Below are 15,650 nucleotides of genomic sequence, written 5' to 3' on the forward strand. Positions count from 1 at the left end.
ATATTTTCGACCATTTTTTATTTGACGGTGAATGACCGAATTGCTGCTGCATTATCCGGATAAACTTTAAAAATTTTGAACAACCCTGATAACCGGAGTATATCAGATACATTTTTATTTGGGGTAGAAAACAGAAGCTCACCTTTCTTTTCCTTCAGAGTCTTGGCTGCAGCAATAAAAACACGAATACCTGCACTTGATATATATCGCACGTCGGTCAGATCCAGAATAATCCAACGCATTCCCTGATTAATTCCTTCTATCAATGTTCCTTCAAGGTCAGATGATGTCGTGGTATCGATAGAACCTATCGGATGAAAAATCCACATTTCTCCCTCATACCAGATATCAATGGGGAGAGCAGAACCTGCTTCCTTTTTTAATGTATAGATAAGATCTGTCTCGACGTCAGGTGATGCCATATTATATCCGTACCCATATACGAGAATGGAGATATAAAGATGCAGGTATGAGAAATCATGGAATCGTATTATATATCGAAGGATGGAATAGATATTCCATAAATAGATTCAGTCACAAATGGTTGATCACATATGGATTCATCAGAGAGTTTATATCAGATCTGGTATGAGCTCACCTCCGGGATAGAGGATGGTATTGTAATTCTAAACACATTAGATATCATCTGTCACCTGAACAAAGGTATTTCTCAGTTATTTCCAGTCACCAGAGAGAATTATGTCGGCAGACAATTTGATGAATTCATTGAGGAAGTTGTTCTTCCGGTGATAAAAAACGCAGATAGTATCTCACCGAATGGATATCACCTTATTTCTTCCACCCTGAAAGACCAAGATCTTTATATTTTTTCCGGACCTGGAAAGGGACAGTCTGTAGAATTTTCCATTCTGGAGAAGAATGATTCTGATTACCATTGGAAAATGGGGTATTTCCGGAGAATCACCAGATGGAAAAAGACTGAAGAACTCTTAATCAGGATAGAGGAGCGATTCAGAATTATTTTTGAAAATCTTTTTGACTCTGTCGCCATGTATCCAGTTGATGAATCATTTTATCCGGGGCACTTTATTGAAGCTAATTCATCATCGGTAAAAAGGCTGGGATACACCCAGGCGGAACTTATGAGGCTATCGCCTGCAGACATTCTCCCCCCTGAAGAGTTTGGACGTTTTTTATCATTCATTAAAAATTTTAGAATTTCACCAGTTCAGACCGCAGAATTTTCAGAAGTTACAAAAGATGGAACGATCATTCCTGTCGAGATAACAGCTCTTGTTGTAAAAATCCGAAACGAAGAATTCATAATTCAGATCTCAAGGGATATTTCAGATCGGGTTAAAATCAGGCAACTCCAGATGAATGCATTTGAACAGATCAATAGGAATATTGAACAGTTTGCAATTTTAAATGATCGGATTCGTAATCCATTAAGTGTTATCCTGACACTTGCATCATTCTCTGAAACTCCTGAAAGCACCAGAATTGCTGAACAGGTACATATCATTGATTCTCTGGTTGATGAACTTGATAAAGGATTTATTGAATCAGAAAAAGTCAGGAAATTTCTTGTCCGATATTTTCAGGCAGATACATGAAATTGAGAATCAATGATTTATCTGTAATTTGTATCCGTTTCTTTCTATTTCTGCCCCATTATTTTTTCCTTTGGTGCATATTGTTCTTCCACCATTCTCTTGGTTCATGATCTTCTGAGCAGCTGACCGAACTGCATTCATATGCGAATCACATACCCCATACACAACCGGTCCAAATGAACTCATACCAGCCCCGGCTGCACCGGCATCAATCATGGCATCCATAATTTCCCTGATTACCGGGGGCTGAAGACGTAGTTCACATTTCTTAAAGCCATAATTCTGAAATTCATTTATTGCCTCCCCAAACTGTTCCAAATCTTCTTCAACCACTGAAGGGATCAGTTTCATGAGAAGAATGTGAGAAAGAGCCTGGACCTCATGTTGTGGGACAGGACAGAAGGTCTGAAATACATCATGTTCAAACTGGCCATGGATTTCTGCGAATCCTTCTGGTATTGCCAGTACAAAATTCCAATCGTTCGGAATATCATACCGGCCGACCAGGGGAGCAGGACCTGCACCAGAAGATAAGGCTGATGGTGCAAACGAATCCTTTTTTCTACCTGGCCCAAACCGGTGACCGGCATCAACAAGGAATCCTCCCATGAAAAAAGCTCTTGTTCCAATCCCAGATGTTCCCCCTCTTCCAGAAATAGCAATCAGTTCATCTGCACTCATATTTTGTTCAGAAAATACTCCTATTCCTGCCGCTATTCCAAGTGCTGCCTGGGTCCCGCTCCCAAGACCATAGTGAAAGGGAATGGATTGCTGAATATCAATATGTACTGGAGGTATTGATAATCCATTGGCGATTAATTTTTCAAGGATTGGCTGCACCTGATATGATACCCCTGGTTCTTGTGATGTCAGAGAAAATGTATCTGACTCTGATATTTCAATGATAAAACCGGGATCTTTCAGAGTAATTCCTGCACCACCATCAACCCTGCCTCCGGAACCATTCATGTCAAGAAGTCCGATATGAAGGCGGGAAGGTGTGACCACTCTGACAGTAGAATCATCAATAAAAAGGGAGGAGGGAATTTGTTCCTCAATATAAAATATAGGACGTGAATTATGAATTATCCGGTATGATCTACTCAGACAATGACAGGTTCTTTTATTTGGGATCTGGCATTCAGAAGGAAGTAATTTCTTTTGTATTGACAGGATTTCTCTCCGTGACTCCATCTTTTCATCACGCATGATGAAACCAATTGGCTCATCTTCGTTCATAAGCCGGGTCATTGCCCCGGGTGGAAGATGTTTCAATGGTGCATATGAAATGGCACGTATCAACAGACGGTCATTATTTTTATTATAGAGATAGACTTCCCGAAAATTCACATCTTCACCGGGTAGAATCTCAAGATACTCTGCAATTTTTTCTGATGCTGGAACAATGTTCTGCTGAATAGTTTTAACACCAACAGGCGCATTTATAAATGCCTCTAAAAGCCGGGTGACAGATCCATCTGTTATGAGAAGAGCACGTTCAGGTTTTGTCAGTACGCATGATTCATTTTCTATCTGCTGGATAAGTTCCAGGACCGATCCCTGTGTCATTATTACACCAATATCAGAGTGATGTGTATAGAAAAATGTATCAGATTCCTATGATAAGAATAAAAAAGTTTCATAAAAATAGACTCATCAAACTGCATCCGAAATCTGTACGATTATTCCGGGGTTACCAGAACAGATCTGTACAGAAGAGACTATCCTAGATGCATGTTTCGCTGTGAGACAGATAGTGCACCAATAGAATTGTAACCTGGTGCACCATAAGTGTTTCGGCTCTTTCATATGAAAATGTAATTACAATTTTCATCAGTAGAAAAGGCTCATTAGAATCATATTATCATCATGGGGGGTTCATCATAAGATTTCAATATTTGTCATCGATCCTGAATAGAAGAATGGTCAAAAGGATAACAGGAACATTATGTGCACCAACAACAAATAGATATGGTTCACCTATAAGCTCTGTATGATGATGAATCTAAACAAACTCCAGATAAAAAAATGAATAACACAATAATTAAAAATATAGCCGAAATTGAACATCAGCCTTATGAATTAATCCGGAAAGGAATAGAAACCGGATCCATTGCAATCATGTACCGTGGTAATATGGGAATTGCAATCGGAACAGGACTCAGGACAAAAATAAATGTAAACCTTGGTACCTCATCTGGTCATTGTGTCCCAGAAGAAGAGATTCAAAAAGCGAAAATTGCTGAACTTTATGGTGCAGACACTATTACGGACTTGTCAACCGCTGGAGACATACCAGAAATCAGACAATCAATACGTGATGTCACATCACTCCCCATGACCACAGTCCCTCTCTACCAGGCGGTTGCAGAAAATACCCTTGATTATCTCACTGATGATCTCATAATAGAGAACCTGAAAGAACAAATCAAAGAAGATATTTCATCAATGGTCCTTCATTGTCCCTCTAGACAGACCATAAAGGCAATGAAACAGAGTTCCCGCATAATGGGAGTTGTTTCCAAAGGAGGCGCAATGATGAGTTCATTTATGCTAAAAAATAATCAGGAAAATCCCTATATTACACATTTTGATGAGATTCTCACTATACTAAAATCGAAAGATGTCGTCCTTTCACTCGGAAATACCATGAGAACAGGTTGTATCCATGATAACCGGGATAGTGCACAGGTTCTGGAGATAAACGAGAATATCCTGCTGGCACAGCAGGCTCATGAGAAAGGAGTTCAGGTAATTATTGAAGGAGCCGGAGGACATATCAGAGCCGATAAAATCGCAGAAAATATAAGGTACTACAAAGATAAGACAGATTTTCCACTCTTTGTAGCAGGACCACTTCCAGCGGATGTTGGCATGGGATATGATCATATTACCGGTGCGATTGGCGCAACATTCGCAGCAGGAGCCGGAGCAGATTATCTCTGTTACATCACTAGGGCAGAACATAAAAGTCTTCCGACTCCTGATGAGGTCAAAGAAGGACTTATTGCATTCCGGATTGCTGCTCATATTGGAGATTCAATGAAATATGGATTGTCTGAAAAGGACAAACATATCGCTGAGAAAAGAGCGCAAATGAATTTTGAGGAACAGGCAGCATTTGCTCTGGACCCGGAGGAAGCAGGACGGGGTATTCCTATGGATACAAATTGTTCCATGTGTGGATCTTTCTGTGCACTAAAAATGATTCAGACCTATTGTAGAAGAACTGATGAATAGACATGAGTTCAAATCGTCAACAATATCCTGATGAAGTCTACAATCAATTCACACAATCCAAAACTCTGTCATTTTATTTTTTTCGAATGAACAGGTATATAAAATCTCATACATTCTATTCTTTTAAGGGTCGAATTGGAATGGGACAGGGTAAGGCTTGAATGAGCGATGGTATATTATTCACAACTACAGATGACTGCTCAAGCATTAAATTTACCATCTCATTGTGACCTACATGTCTGAAATCTGTCCGAAGTGCAATTATTTTTTTCCCAAGTCCAAATGCATATCCAATCTCCCAGGAAGTTCCAGAATCTGCATCAGCACCGTCTATCACAGCAACAACAATATCAGCATTGTGAATAGCTTGTACATTTTTTTCAAATATTTCTCTTTGAATAGATAATTCCCGTGAATGTTCCGAATCTCCACAATCCTGGGGAAGATGAACCTGCATAGCATAACCAGTTAATATATCCGCTACTTTTCTATTGAAATCACACTCAGCTTCGGAAAATAAAGGTGCAGCAAGATAAACTTTCCAACAGGCTGCTTCAAAGACATCAAAGGCCATTATATCTGAAAAACGTTTTAGAAAGAACCCTCTACCAGGTATCTTTCCGTTAGAGCCATGAACCGATCCATACCAGGTATTTCGCACCCCACAAACCGGAGATGAATCAACTCCAATGATCGCATATGGACGACCATCACTTTTCCAATCTTCGCGGACATTGGTTTCAAGTCTGCATATAAGATCTGAAAAATCCGGATTATCCAATCGACCAAGATAATGCCCTGGCTCATGATCAGGCCCCAGGTACATCGTCTCTGCACAAGGAAGCATTTTCACAGGTATTTTAAACGTTTCACATCGGAATAAAACCTGAGAAAATGCATCTAAATCTTTTTGATGAGTGATTCCTCGTGCACGAAGTTCTGGATTTTTTATGCAGGGACATAAAAGAAGATACATCCTGTACTAATCATCACAAATGAATAGATATAATCCCTGTGCACATATGAGAAAAAATTGATGGTGAAATTAATTATTACATCAGTATTCAGGGACAGTTCTTATCTTTCTGGCATTTTATACCCTTTATTTGAGAGTTTTACAAAAAAATTAAGAGCCTTATGTATTGGTGGTTCGCATTTTTCTAAAACGTTCGAGTAATTCATGGAGAAGTGACTTTGAAGGCAAAAGAAGTAAACCCGCTTCCAGATCAAACTCCGCGCAATGCATGTCCGTTTTGAACAAAAGAATCTGATCCAGTTCTTCATCAAATTCCTGACCAGCAATAACAGACTGAATTACTGCATGAGGCATGTCAATTACCATAGATGGAGGTGAGGGAATGAGCATGAGAGATAAGAGATTTGCACATGCATCAAGGTAGGAAGAAGTCATAATATTTCCAATTTCATGAAGCATACTCATATCCATTTCATTTATTTCCCGATCTTCATCTGGAGCTCCAAGCATTATCGATGATAACCGGAGTATGGACTTTTTTGGAACATGAAGAATTATCGAGCCATTTCCTGAAACCTGACCACGAACCTGGAAAACAACCATAGAAGCAACGGAATCATCAAGATAATTCTGAAGATTTTCCAACTTTACCATGATAATTTTCTGAACTGAAATTGAAACAGGTACTCCTATAAGAGAAGAGAGAGCAATTGCAGCATTTTGTGCTCCGCTGTCTCCCAATTCCCATAATTCATCTGCCTGTTCAGTGGTCAGGATTTCTGTTCCATCAGTAATTATTTTTGAACTCATTTTCATCTCAATACTGAAACTTTATTGCTCTTAGTATATCTGATTGACCGTAAAAATGAAAGTAATCCATTAATTTTCTAATTTATTAAATTACCTGAGTGAATATCTTCTTTTAACAAATAAACCCCTGCAATGAGAACGGCCATTATTACTGATAATCCAAGATAGTGGTATACTTCCGTTTCACTTATGTTTATGACAATTATATGCCTTATTAAGGCAGTTAATGCAACAATGAGAAGAGCCCGTACTGGAACTCTTTTTGTCTTTAAATAAACAGTTACAGTTTCAAATAATTCAATGATAATGATAGTAAAAAGAATCGAATAAATCACCTGTATGATCCCTTCTTCCCAATGCATAGTTGCCAAAATTACTAAAACTTCCAGAAAGGATTCAATCAATGATAATATTGCGATTATTGAAAGTAATATCGCTACACCTACATATACTGCAATAGAAATCGTAGAAAAGGTATTGACTAACTGATTTGCACGTTCTTCTGACAATTCAGGCATATCACATAATGAATTATAATATAAGAAATATCTTTTGATAAATATATTATAAGGAGAAGAAATCCCGAACCATTTTATACCTGTAAAGTGAATTTTTTCTTATTACGTGCAAATATCGCCTCCGCAAAGAAATATATTGACATAACAATACAAGCTAAAGAGGCAACCATTGTTGGTAAGGTTCTCTCATCACTGGCGGAACCAAGTAATGTACCAATAAGAAATAATCCAACGAAAACTAGGGTTACACCATCAAAAAGATACACAAGCCATTCATATTCTTCAACATTTCTGATGGCAACCATGTAATATCGGTACAATGGATTATCTTTTCAAAAAAAACTATCTGAATAATTTTTTAATTTATACAAAAGAGTCTCTCGTTGAACAATAGCAGCGAGGATGATTTCCCGAGGACTCGCGTACCTCAGTACCGTCATCCACGTGAGGTGTCTTAACTTCCGTGTTCGGAATGGGAACGGGTGTGACACACCTGCTGTGGCCGCTATTGATAGCCAAACTCCGGGTTCGAACCGGAATTGAGTTGACCTGCTGTCAACCGCGTGACTGCTCAGCCACTTGGCCTGGCTTGGATGTGTGGAAGATGCGAGATATAATTACACCAGCGTTTAAGGATTTCGTCTGGGTTTGAGAAACATGAATTGACGTTATTAAGACGATTAGTATTCGCGGACTGAACACGTCGTTGCCTTCGTGCGTACATCCCGAACCTATCAACCGGGTCTTTTACCCGTGTCTTTAATGAAGTCTCTTGTTCAGGCTGAGTTTCAAGCTTAGATGCTTTCAGCTTTTATCTCTTGGCGCGTAGCTGCCCGGCGTTGCCTTGTCAGACAACCGGTAGACCAGTGGCGCCGAATGAAAGTTCCTCTCGTACTATTTCATTCTTGCCTTCAGACTTCCAACACTCCTTATAGATAGTAACCGACCTGTCTCACGACGGTCTAAACCCAGCTCACGATCCCCTTTAATAGGCGAACAACCTCACCCTTGGCTGCTGCTGCACAGCCAGGATGGAAAGAACCGACATCGAGGTAGCAAGCCGCCGGGTCGATATGTGCTCTTGCCGGCGACGACTCTGTTATCCCCGGGGTAGCTTTTCTGTAGTCAATAGCCCTCATCAACAGGGCGTATTGGTTCGTTAGACCCGAGTTTCCTCTCGCGATTTCTTGCTATGCGAAATCGCGTCAGGCCAACTTTTGCTCTTGACACTCTTCAGCGGGTTTCTGACCCGCTTGAGTTGACCTTAGGGCACCCTTGATATTTTTTCGAGGGTGTGGCGCCCCACCCAAACTGCCTACCTATCGATGTCCTGATAAATCAGTTAGAATTACAATAAAACCAGGATGGTGTCTCATCGGTGACTAACCAACCCCCACAAGGGTTGGATCGACGTCTCCCATCTACCCTGCGCAGGTAATACCGTAACCCAACGACAGGCTGCAGTAAAGCTCCACGGGGTCTTCACTTCCCATAAGGAGTCACTAGTCTCTGCACTAGTACAAAAGGTTCAACGGGTATGTGTTAGGGACAGTATCGCTCTCGTTATTCCATTCATGCAAGTCGCCAATTAAGCGACAAGGTACTACGCTACCTTAAGAGGGTCATAGTTACCCCCGCCGTTTACGAGTCCTTCGTCCGGTTGAACCCGGTGTTCAGATACTCGCACTGGGCAGGAATCACAGACTATACGAGTCCTTTCGGAGTTGCAGTCTGCTATGTTGTTATTAGACAGTCGGAGCGATCTTGTCACTGCGACCTGCCCAATCGCTGGGCAGGCACCCCTTATCCCAAAGTTACAGGGCTAATTTGCCGAGTTCCCTTAACACATTTACTCCCGACACGCCTTCGCCTTCTCAGCGAGGGGCACCTGTGTCAGTTCTCGGTACGGACCGTATCACCCTTTTCACGGGCTCCTGGAATCAGCATTGTTACCCCATCACCGTTTTGAAAAATTCTCACCATTACGGTACTCCAATTTCATATCCGGCTTAGACGGAGCGATGACTCCGCAATGCCTATCCGAAAGCGTCAGGATTGTTTGATACAGGTACAGGAATATTAACCTGTTTCCCTTTCGGCGTACTCGAATTACGGTACGTCTTAGGACCGACTAACCCTCGACTGACGAACATTGTCGAGGAAACCTAGCCCCTGCGGCGGATTGGATTCTCACCAATCTTAAGCTTCTACTACTGCCAGAATTTTCATTCCTGCACGGTCCACAGGATCTTGCAACCCTGCTTCCGCCCATGCAGGACGCCTCTCTACGCCATCATACTTGCGTATGGTCCGTGGTATCTGTGGCAGGCTTAAGCCCCGTCCATTTTCAGCGCCCTGAATCTTGACTGGTAAGCTGTTACGCACTTTTTAAAGGGTAGCTGCTTCTAAGCTCACCTCCCAGTTGTCTTTGACCCAGGACTACTTTCAGTGTTTACACTGAGCCTGCACTGAGGGACATTAACCACGGTCTGGGTTGTCTCCCTTACGCATTACAAGCTTACCCCGTAATGCGGACTTCCGATCGTCTCTGATGACAGGGAATTTGGAGTTTGACAGGAGAGTGAGGAATTTCTTCCCCAGCTTCCCCAATCAGTGCTCTACCTCACTGTCGATCTCAGATCAGGTCATGCTACGGCATGTTTCGAGAGGAACCAGCTGATGCCCGGCTCGATTAATCTTTCACTCCTATACGCAGGTCACGCGAATGATTTGCATATCAAAACCGCTTGCGGTCCTCCACGCACCTTTCGGCACGCTTCAACCTGCCCACGCATAGATCGCCGGGATTCGGGTCTTATCCTGCTGACTCCACGCACTGGTAGTACGTCGTCCCTGACCTTACGGCTGCGGACTTGTTGGTTTCCCTCTGGCTTCTTTCATAGAAATTAACCGTCGCCAACAGAATAAACTCTCTGGCCCGTTCTTCAAAACGTACGATACGACACCGGCAACAAAACCCGTACTTGAGTCTCGCAACTCGTTCCTTCGCTTTGAAGATCCTTTCGTGCCGTATCACGCGATAACCTGTCAGTTTCAGGCACTTTTCAACACCTTTCCAGGGTTGCTTTTCAGCTTTCGCTCACGCTACTACTACGCTATCGGTTTCGGGGAGTATTTAGTTTTGGAGGTTGATGACCCCCACATTCACGCGGGAATTCCGACCCACGCTACTCAGGATACCGCTAAAGTCTGCATGCATACACATACGGGACTGTCACCCTCTCTGGTATACCGTTCCAGGCAACTTCAGTTCTGAATGCAAATCTTATGCCGCGGTCCATACACCACATCTCCCGAAGGATTCGGTTTGAACTCTGTCGTGTTCGATCGCCTCTACTAACGACATCCCGGTTGGTTTCTTCTCCTGCCCCTACTAAGATGTTTCAATTCGGGGCGTTCCCTTTCCGATGGCGGAATGATGCTTTATGCATCTGGATGTCCTATTCGGGGATCTCCGGTTCAATGACTCCATGCGTCTACCCGGAGCTTATCGCAGCTTGGCACGCCCTTCGTCGGCACCCGAACCGAGCCATCCACTGACAGGCGTAAGAACGTCTTTTTGTAGTTTCTTCAAACCCATGTAACGTCCAGAAACGCCTAGTGATTTTCTCTACGCATCTCCTCTACACAGCGTATCATCGCCCCGGTTTCACGGGGTCTCAAGCCCTTCCCCGGTTCTGTCGCCAGACCGGGTGCATCGAAAAATACCAGTGGACCCGTGGGGATTTGAACCCCAGGCCTCGGCGTTGCAAACGCCGCGCTCTTCCAGCTGAGCTACGAGCCCTCTGATTCCATTCCGGAACACTGATAACTCTATGGTCTGTCTCCATCTGCCACAACTTTCATTTCGTTAGGAGGTGATCCAGCCGCAGATTCCCCTACGGCTACCTTGTTACGACTTAACCCCCCTTGCAAAACCCAGATTCGAACATATCACTGATACATCCTCATCAAGACCTCACTCGGGTGGTTTGACGGGCGGTGTGTGCAAGGAGCAGGGACATATTCACCGCGCTATGTTGAAACGCGATTACTACGGATTCCAGCTTCATGCGGGTGAGTTACAACCCGCAATCCGAACTTCGGACAGGTTTAGGAGATTATCCTCACCTCTCGGTGTCGAAACCCATTGTCCTGTCCATTGTAGCCCGCGTGTAGCCCGGATAATTCGGGGCATGCTGACCTACCGTTGCCCATTCCTTCCTCCCCTTTAGCAGAGGCGGTCCGAGCAGTGTCCCCATCAACCCGAAGGTCAAGCTGGCAACTGCTCGCGTGGGTCTCGCTCGTTGCCTGACTAAACAGGATGCTTCACAGTACGAACTGACGACGGCCATGCACCTCCTCTCAGCTAGTCAAGTAGAGTCTTCATCCCGACTATCATGCAGCTGTCTTATCCGGTGAGATTTCCGGCGTTGAGTCCGATTAAACCGCAGGCTCCACCCGTTGTGGTGCTCCCCCGCCAATTCCTTTAAGTTTCAGCCTTGCGACCGTACTCCCCAGGCGGCGCGTTTCACGGTTTCCCTTCGGCACCTCAGTGACACGTGGTCACTGACACACCTAACGCGCATCGTTTACAGCTGGGACTACCCGGGTATCTAATCCGGTTTGCTCCCCCAGCTTTCGTCCCTCACTGTCGGACCCGTTCTGGTGAGATGCCTTCGCCATAGGTGGTCCCACCGGGATTACAGGATTTCACTCCTACCCCGGCAGTACCTCTCACCTCTCCCGGTCCCTAGAAATACAGTTTCCCCTGAACGCCCACCGGTTAAGCCGGCGGATTTCTCAAGGGACTTGTATATCCAGCTACGGACCCTTTAAGCCCAGTAATAGCGGCCACCACTCGAGCCGCCGGTATTACCGCGGCGGCTGGCACCGGTCTTGCCCGGCCCTTTCTTCACCAGTTATTTACACTGGTGGACAGCCAGCCTGTGCTGGCACTCGGGGTTTCCTTATCACGGTTGCCCGCATGGTAAAGTTTTCGCGCCTGCTGCGCCCCGTAGGGCCTGGATTCGTGTCTCAGAATCCATCTCCGGGCTCTTGCTCCCACAACCCGTACCGATGACAGGCTTGTTGGGCCGTTACCCCAACAACTACCTAATCGGCCGCAGACTCATCCTGAAGCGACGGATCTTTCGTTCGCATAACATTCCAGTCAGCACGAACTATGGAGTATTACCCCCAGTTTCCCGGGATTATCCTCCTCTTCAGGGCAGATTGTCCACGTGTTACTGAGCAGTACGCCGAGGTCTTGCACCTCTCGACTCGCATGGCTTAGTCAAACCCCGATAGCAGTGGCCTCTGGCAGGATCAACCAGAATTTCTATTTTTCTCGCACACTGTATCTCTTAAAGTATTGGCAGATGCAGACAGATATCCACATTACCAGTATTCCTATGTCAGAACCGATACTGCACCACAGTGCATTCGTCGGGTCTCCATTAAAACGGCCTCTTACGTTGCTCGCTGAAGGTTATATACTTTCGTATCGCCCTTCCCGAACAATCATTCCCAGGCCGCCGACTCCTGATGTTTCAGGAAGCGTGTGGGATAACAAAGTTGTAATCATGAGTATTTGTAGTTGTCGAAATGATTCTGATGATGATAACAGGCCGTCAGAAACTAATACAACCGTATAACAATACTAAACATTCTCAAAAAAGACCTACAAAGAAGGTATGGCGTTGTGTTGATGCGAGGAGTAGCAGACATGAATACTAACATATCAGCTTGGTGTAGATTACACCATACCTCTCTTTGTGGTATTACATACTCCTTTTGTATCAGTGAACGTATAAGGTTTCTTATTCGTAATTGAAAATTAATAGACAGATTTTGGAGAAATAAAGCATCGGAGTGATATTTAAACATTTTTGCTTTAAACAAAACCCTGTATTCATGCAGAACAAAAAATCAGAATTGAAAATAATCTACAAATTCTTATTTTTCTTTTAAACCGGCTGCATTTCTATGATAATTCCCAAGCTCACTCTTTAGCAGCATTCGTCCTGAAAAAACCGGTCCGTCTTTACAAACGCATACACCATCCGGGTCGATACAACATGACCCACATAATCCAACCCCGCATTTCATATACCGATGCATGCTGAACTGTGATTTTCCAATGGCATTCCGGTTATCAAGAACAGACAACACAGAACGCATCATCGGATCAGGACCACAGACTACAATGGTCTCATATTCATCAAGATCGATTTCATCAAGCAAACCAGCAACATACCCATGAAAACCGGCAGATCCATCATCGGTCGCAACACGGACATCACACGCAGATGAAAGAATACTCAGGAAGATCAGTTCATCAGCTGTTCTGGCACCAAGAAGGAAGGTAACATCAGGATACTCAAGCCCGATCCGGAGAAGGGGAGCTGTCCCAACTCCCCCTGCAATGGCAAGAATTCTTCCCTGAAGGGCAAACCCATTCCCAAATGGCCCCCGTATGCCGATTTTGTCTCCAGGTTTCATGGATACTAACGCTGATGTTGCCTCACCTACGCGCTGAACGGTAACTGCATTGGGGTATGACAAAGCCATTGGAATCTCATCGGTGCCCACAACCCAGACCATGACAAACTGGCCGGGATTAGCAGAGAAAATATGATCGAAAAAGATAGTACTGACTCCAGGACTCTCCTGTACCACACGGGTGATCGTCACCGGGACCGGAAGACCATCACTCATGGGCGCACCCCACAATTTCACTTGAAGAAATACCGTCAGGAGCATATAATTCCTCGCAGATATGCCTGAAAATTTCAGGATCCTGAACAACAGCACTTCCTATCTCAACACCTTCTGCACCGGCCATCATCATCTCAATGACATCCTCAGCGCAGGAAACACCACCACACCCGATAATCGGAATAGAACAGGCCTCATAGAGCTCATACACACAACGGACAGCAATGGGAAAAACCGCTTTTCCGGAGAGGCCCCCATATTTATTCCCAAGAACCGGTCTTTTAAGACCTGTAGAGATCCGCATAGCGCGAACGGTATTAATGGCAACAATTGCATCAGCTCCCCCTTCTTCTGCCGCCCTGCCAATAGCAGTAATATCAGTTACATTTGGTGTTAATTTGACCCAGACTGGTTTTTTCCACACCTTTACTGCTTCAGTGCAGGCTTTCACCACATCTGGATTAGTCCCAATCTGTGCACCAAATCCGGCAGCATGCGGGCAACTCACATTCAGTTCAAACGCCTGAGCCTTCTCTGCAAACCAACCGGCCACCTCATGAAATTCCTCAGGATTACCTCCAAATATACTCACAATGACAGGATCACCATCAAATGAAGACAGTTCCTGTATGAATTCTCTGGAGGGATTTGGAAGACCCATTGCATTCATAATCCCGTCTTCCAGAACGACAACACATGGCCCCGCATGCCCATACCTCGGCTCTGGACCAATTGATTTCGTCACAACTGCTCCTGCCCCCTGGCGTAATATCCTGCGAAGAGAGGAAGCACAGGTCCCTAGTACGCCAGCTGCGAGAACCAGGTGATTTCTGACAGGCACACCTGCGAGCTTTACAGGTTCCTGACTCAGCCTAATCATGATGAGAGAGATGGGGATGATGGTAATTATCTATTCTTCGTTCCTACGAGTATGGGATGACCAGCCTTGCAGTATTCGGTACCGGGCGCATTGGAGGCGGAGTTGCTGCCCGAGCCGTATCCAGTGGCCTTATTAATCATCTTGTTTTGTATGATTGTAATCAGGCACTCCTCGAGGCGCAACGACTTGACATCGAACATATGCGATGTCCGGTGACGACATCGATTCGCCCGGAAGACATTGTCGCATGTGATATCATTCTCTATGCTGCCGGCCTTCCAAGAAACCAGAATATCAAAACAAGAGCTGCATTGCTGGATTGTAATGTACCGGTTGCATCAGAACTAGCAACACTCATTCCTGACTATAAAGGGATAATAATCGTCGTAACCAACCCGGCAGACATTCTGACATATTATCTCTGGAAGTCCCTTGGGATTTTGAAAAACCGCATCATAGGATTTGGAGGCCAGTTGGACAGCGCACGATTCCAATATGAGCTTTCACTTCGATCCATCAGAGATGACGGGATAATCCTTGGTGAACATGGTGAACATCAGGTTCCAATATTCAGTAAAACCGGACTTGATGTAGAGATTCCCATAAGAGATGACATTTTAGTAACGCTTCGGAATGCAAGTATGGAGATCATAAAAGGAAAGGGCGCGACTGAATATGCCCCGGTATATCACATATGGCATCTTATTGAATCAATAATTACAGATGCAAAAACTAACCTTATATGCTCTGCCATTCTTGAGGGAGAATATGATGTTACCGGTTGTTCTCTGGGGGTTCCCGTAATAATCGGAAGAGAGGGTATTCTTTCAATAGAAGAGTGGGATCTCGATCTTTGGGAAAAAGAACATTTTCAGGATGCAGCTACTTTTGTATCAGATCTTTGCAGGAGGATAGCAATTGACTCCTGA

11 protein-coding genes, 1 tRNA gene and 3 rRNA genes are annotated in these 15,650 nt (G+C 44.2%); 3 read left to right on the top strand and 12 right to left on the bottom strand.

The genetic code is table 11. The annotated features are described in order from the left end of the window. Positions 1-17 precede the first annotated feature (17 nt). Positions 18-422, bottom strand: a complete 405-nt coding sequence (locus MHUN_RS17290) for an STAS domain-containing protein (protein ID WP_011448172.1) — start codon at positions 420-422, stop codon at positions 18-20. Positions 423-554: 132 nt separating this feature from the next. Here MHUN_RS17290 and MHUN_RS05995 point away from each other — a divergent pair, with 132 nt between their 5' ends. Further along, positions 555-1,577: a PAS domain S-box protein gene (locus MHUN_RS05995; protein ID WP_011448173.1), complete on the top strand. Its 1,023-nt coding sequence runs from the start codon at positions 555-557 to the stop codon at positions 1,575-1,577. A 9-nt stretch (positions 1,578-1,586) separates the two neighbouring features. On the opposite strand, the gene MHUN_RS06000 is transcribed toward MHUN_RS05995, so the two are convergent. After that, a complete protein-coding gene (locus MHUN_RS06000; protein ID WP_011448174.1) occupies positions 1,587-3,146 on the bottom strand; it encodes a beta-ribofuranosylaminobenzene 5'-phosphate synthase in 1,560 nt (519 codons plus the stop codon). Positions 3,147-3,605: 459 nt separating this feature from the next. Between MHUN_RS06000 and thiC the strand changes: the two genes are divergently transcribed. Then, positions 3,606-4,817 carry a phosphomethylpyrimidine synthase ThiC gene (gene thiC, locus MHUN_RS06005; RefSeq protein WP_011448175.1) on the top strand — a complete coding sequence of 404 codons (1,212 nt, stop codon included), beginning with the start codon at positions 3,606-3,608 and terminating at the stop codon, positions 4,815-4,817. A 115-nt stretch (positions 4,818-4,932) separates the two neighbouring features. Here thiC and MHUN_RS06010 read toward each other — a convergent pair whose 3' ends face one another. The 10 genes from MHUN_RS06010 to MHUN_RS06055 all read right to left on the bottom strand — a co-directional run bounded on the left by MHUN_RS06010 (position 4,933) and on the right by MHUN_RS06055 (position 14,721). Then, positions 4,933-5,664: a nucleoside 2-deoxyribosyltransferase gene (locus MHUN_RS06010; protein ID WP_239441574.1), complete on the bottom strand. Its 732-nt coding sequence runs from the start codon at positions 5,662-5,664 to the stop codon at positions 4,933-4,935. A 288-nt stretch (positions 5,665-5,952) separates the two neighbouring features. Further along, on the bottom strand, positions 5,953-6,603 hold the full coding sequence (locus MHUN_RS06015; RefSeq protein ID WP_158498175.1) for a chemotaxis protein CheC: 651 nt from the start codon (positions 6,601-6,603) through the stop codon (positions 5,953-5,955). 77 nt (positions 6,604-6,680) lie between these two features. Continuing rightward, complete coding sequence (locus MHUN_RS06020; RefSeq protein WP_011448178.1) at positions 6,681-7,121, bottom strand: phosphate-starvation-inducible PsiE family protein; 441 nt, start codon at positions 7,119-7,121, stop codon at positions 6,681-6,683. A 74-nt stretch (positions 7,122-7,195) separates the two neighbouring features. Then, positions 7,196-7,426: a hypothetical protein gene (locus tag MHUN_RS06025; RefSeq protein ID WP_048067322.1), complete on the bottom strand. Its 231-nt coding sequence runs from the start codon at positions 7,424-7,426 to the stop codon at positions 7,196-7,198. 83 nt (positions 7,427-7,509) lie between these two features. Next, positions 7,510-7,631: ribosomal RNA gene (gene rrf / locus MHUN_RS06030) — 5S ribosomal RNA — on the bottom strand. Positions 7,632-7,780: 149 nt separating this feature from the next. Then, positions 7,781-10,703, bottom strand: a 23S ribosomal RNA gene (locus MHUN_RS06035). 150 nt (positions 10,704-10,853) lie between these two features. After that, positions 10,854-10,926 (bottom strand) — tRNA-Ala (locus tag MHUN_RS06040). Between the two features lie 68 nt (positions 10,927-10,994). Then, positions 10,995-12,460 (bottom strand): 16S ribosomal RNA (locus MHUN_RS06045). Together the 16S, 23S and 5S rRNA genes with 1 tRNA gene alongside form the textbook arrangement of a ribosomal RNA operon. A gap of 619 nt (positions 12,461-13,079) precedes the next feature. Then, the gene (locus tag MHUN_RS06050) at positions 13,080-13,841 is read right to left on the bottom strand and encodes a dihydroorotate dehydrogenase electron transfer subunit (RefSeq protein ID WP_011448179.1); all 762 of its coding nucleotides are present in this window, start codon (positions 13,839-13,841) and stop codon (positions 13,080-13,082) included. Continuing rightward, positions 13,834-14,721, bottom strand: a complete 888-nt coding sequence (locus MHUN_RS06055; RefSeq protein ID WP_011448180.1) for a dihydroorotate dehydrogenase — start codon at positions 14,719-14,721, stop codon at positions 13,834-13,836. The genes MHUN_RS06050 and MHUN_RS06055 overlap by 8 nt, the downstream gene beginning before the upstream one ends. Before the next feature lie 56 nt (positions 14,722-14,777). On the opposite strand from MHUN_RS06055, the gene MHUN_RS06060 reads away from it, so the two are divergent. Continuing rightward, on the top strand, positions 14,778-15,650 hold the full coding sequence (locus MHUN_RS06060; RefSeq protein ID WP_011448181.1) for a malate dehydrogenase: 873 nt from the start codon (positions 14,778-14,780) through the stop codon (positions 15,648-15,650).

This window comes from Methanospirillum hungatei JF-1, from assembly GCF_000013445.1.
Lineage (GTDB): Archaea > Halobacteriota > Methanomicrobia > Methanomicrobiales > Methanospirillaceae > Methanospirillum > Methanospirillum hungatei.

Coding starts and splice junctions, on each gene's coding strand:
- MHUN_RS06050 (WP_011448179.1), bottom strand. CDS start 13,841: ATGAGTGATGGTCTTCCGGTCCCGGTGACGATCACCCGTGTGGTACAG.
- MHUN_RS06015 (WP_158498175.1), bottom strand. CDS start 6,603: ATGAGTTCAAAAATAATTACTGATGGAACAGAAATCCTGACCACTGAA.
- MHUN_RS06000 (WP_011448174.1), bottom strand. CDS start 3,146: ATGACACAGGGATCGGTCCTGGAACTTATCCAGCAGATAGAAAATGAA.
- MHUN_RS06020 (WP_011448178.1), bottom strand. CDS start 7,121: ATGCCTGAATTGTCAGAAGAACGTGCAAATCAGTTAGTCAATACCTTT.
- MHUN_RS06010 (WP_239441574.1), bottom strand. CDS start 5,664: ATGCTTCCTTGTGCAGAGACGATGTACCTGGGGCCTGATCATGAGCCA.
- MHUN_RS17290 (WP_011448172.1), bottom strand. CDS start 422: ATGGCATCACCTGACGTCGAGACAGATCTTATCTATACATTAAAAAAG.
- MHUN_RS06055 (WP_011448180.1), bottom strand. CDS start 14,721: ATGATTAGGCTGAGTCAGGAACCTGTAAAGCTCGCAGGTGTGCCTGTC.
- thiC (WP_011448175.1), top strand. CDS start 3,606: ATGAATAACACAATAATTAAAAATATAGCCGAAATTGAACATCAGCCT.
- MHUN_RS06025 (WP_048067322.1), bottom strand. CDS start 7,426: ATGGTTGCCATCAGAAATGTTGAAGAATATGAATGGCTTGTGTATCTT.
- MHUN_RS05995 (WP_011448173.1), top strand. CDS start 555: ATGGATTCATCAGAGAGTTTATATCAGATCTGGTATGAGCTCACCTCC.
- MHUN_RS06060 (WP_011448181.1), top strand. CDS start 14,778: ATGACCAGCCTTGCAGTATTCGGTACCGGGCGCATTGGAGGCGGAGTT.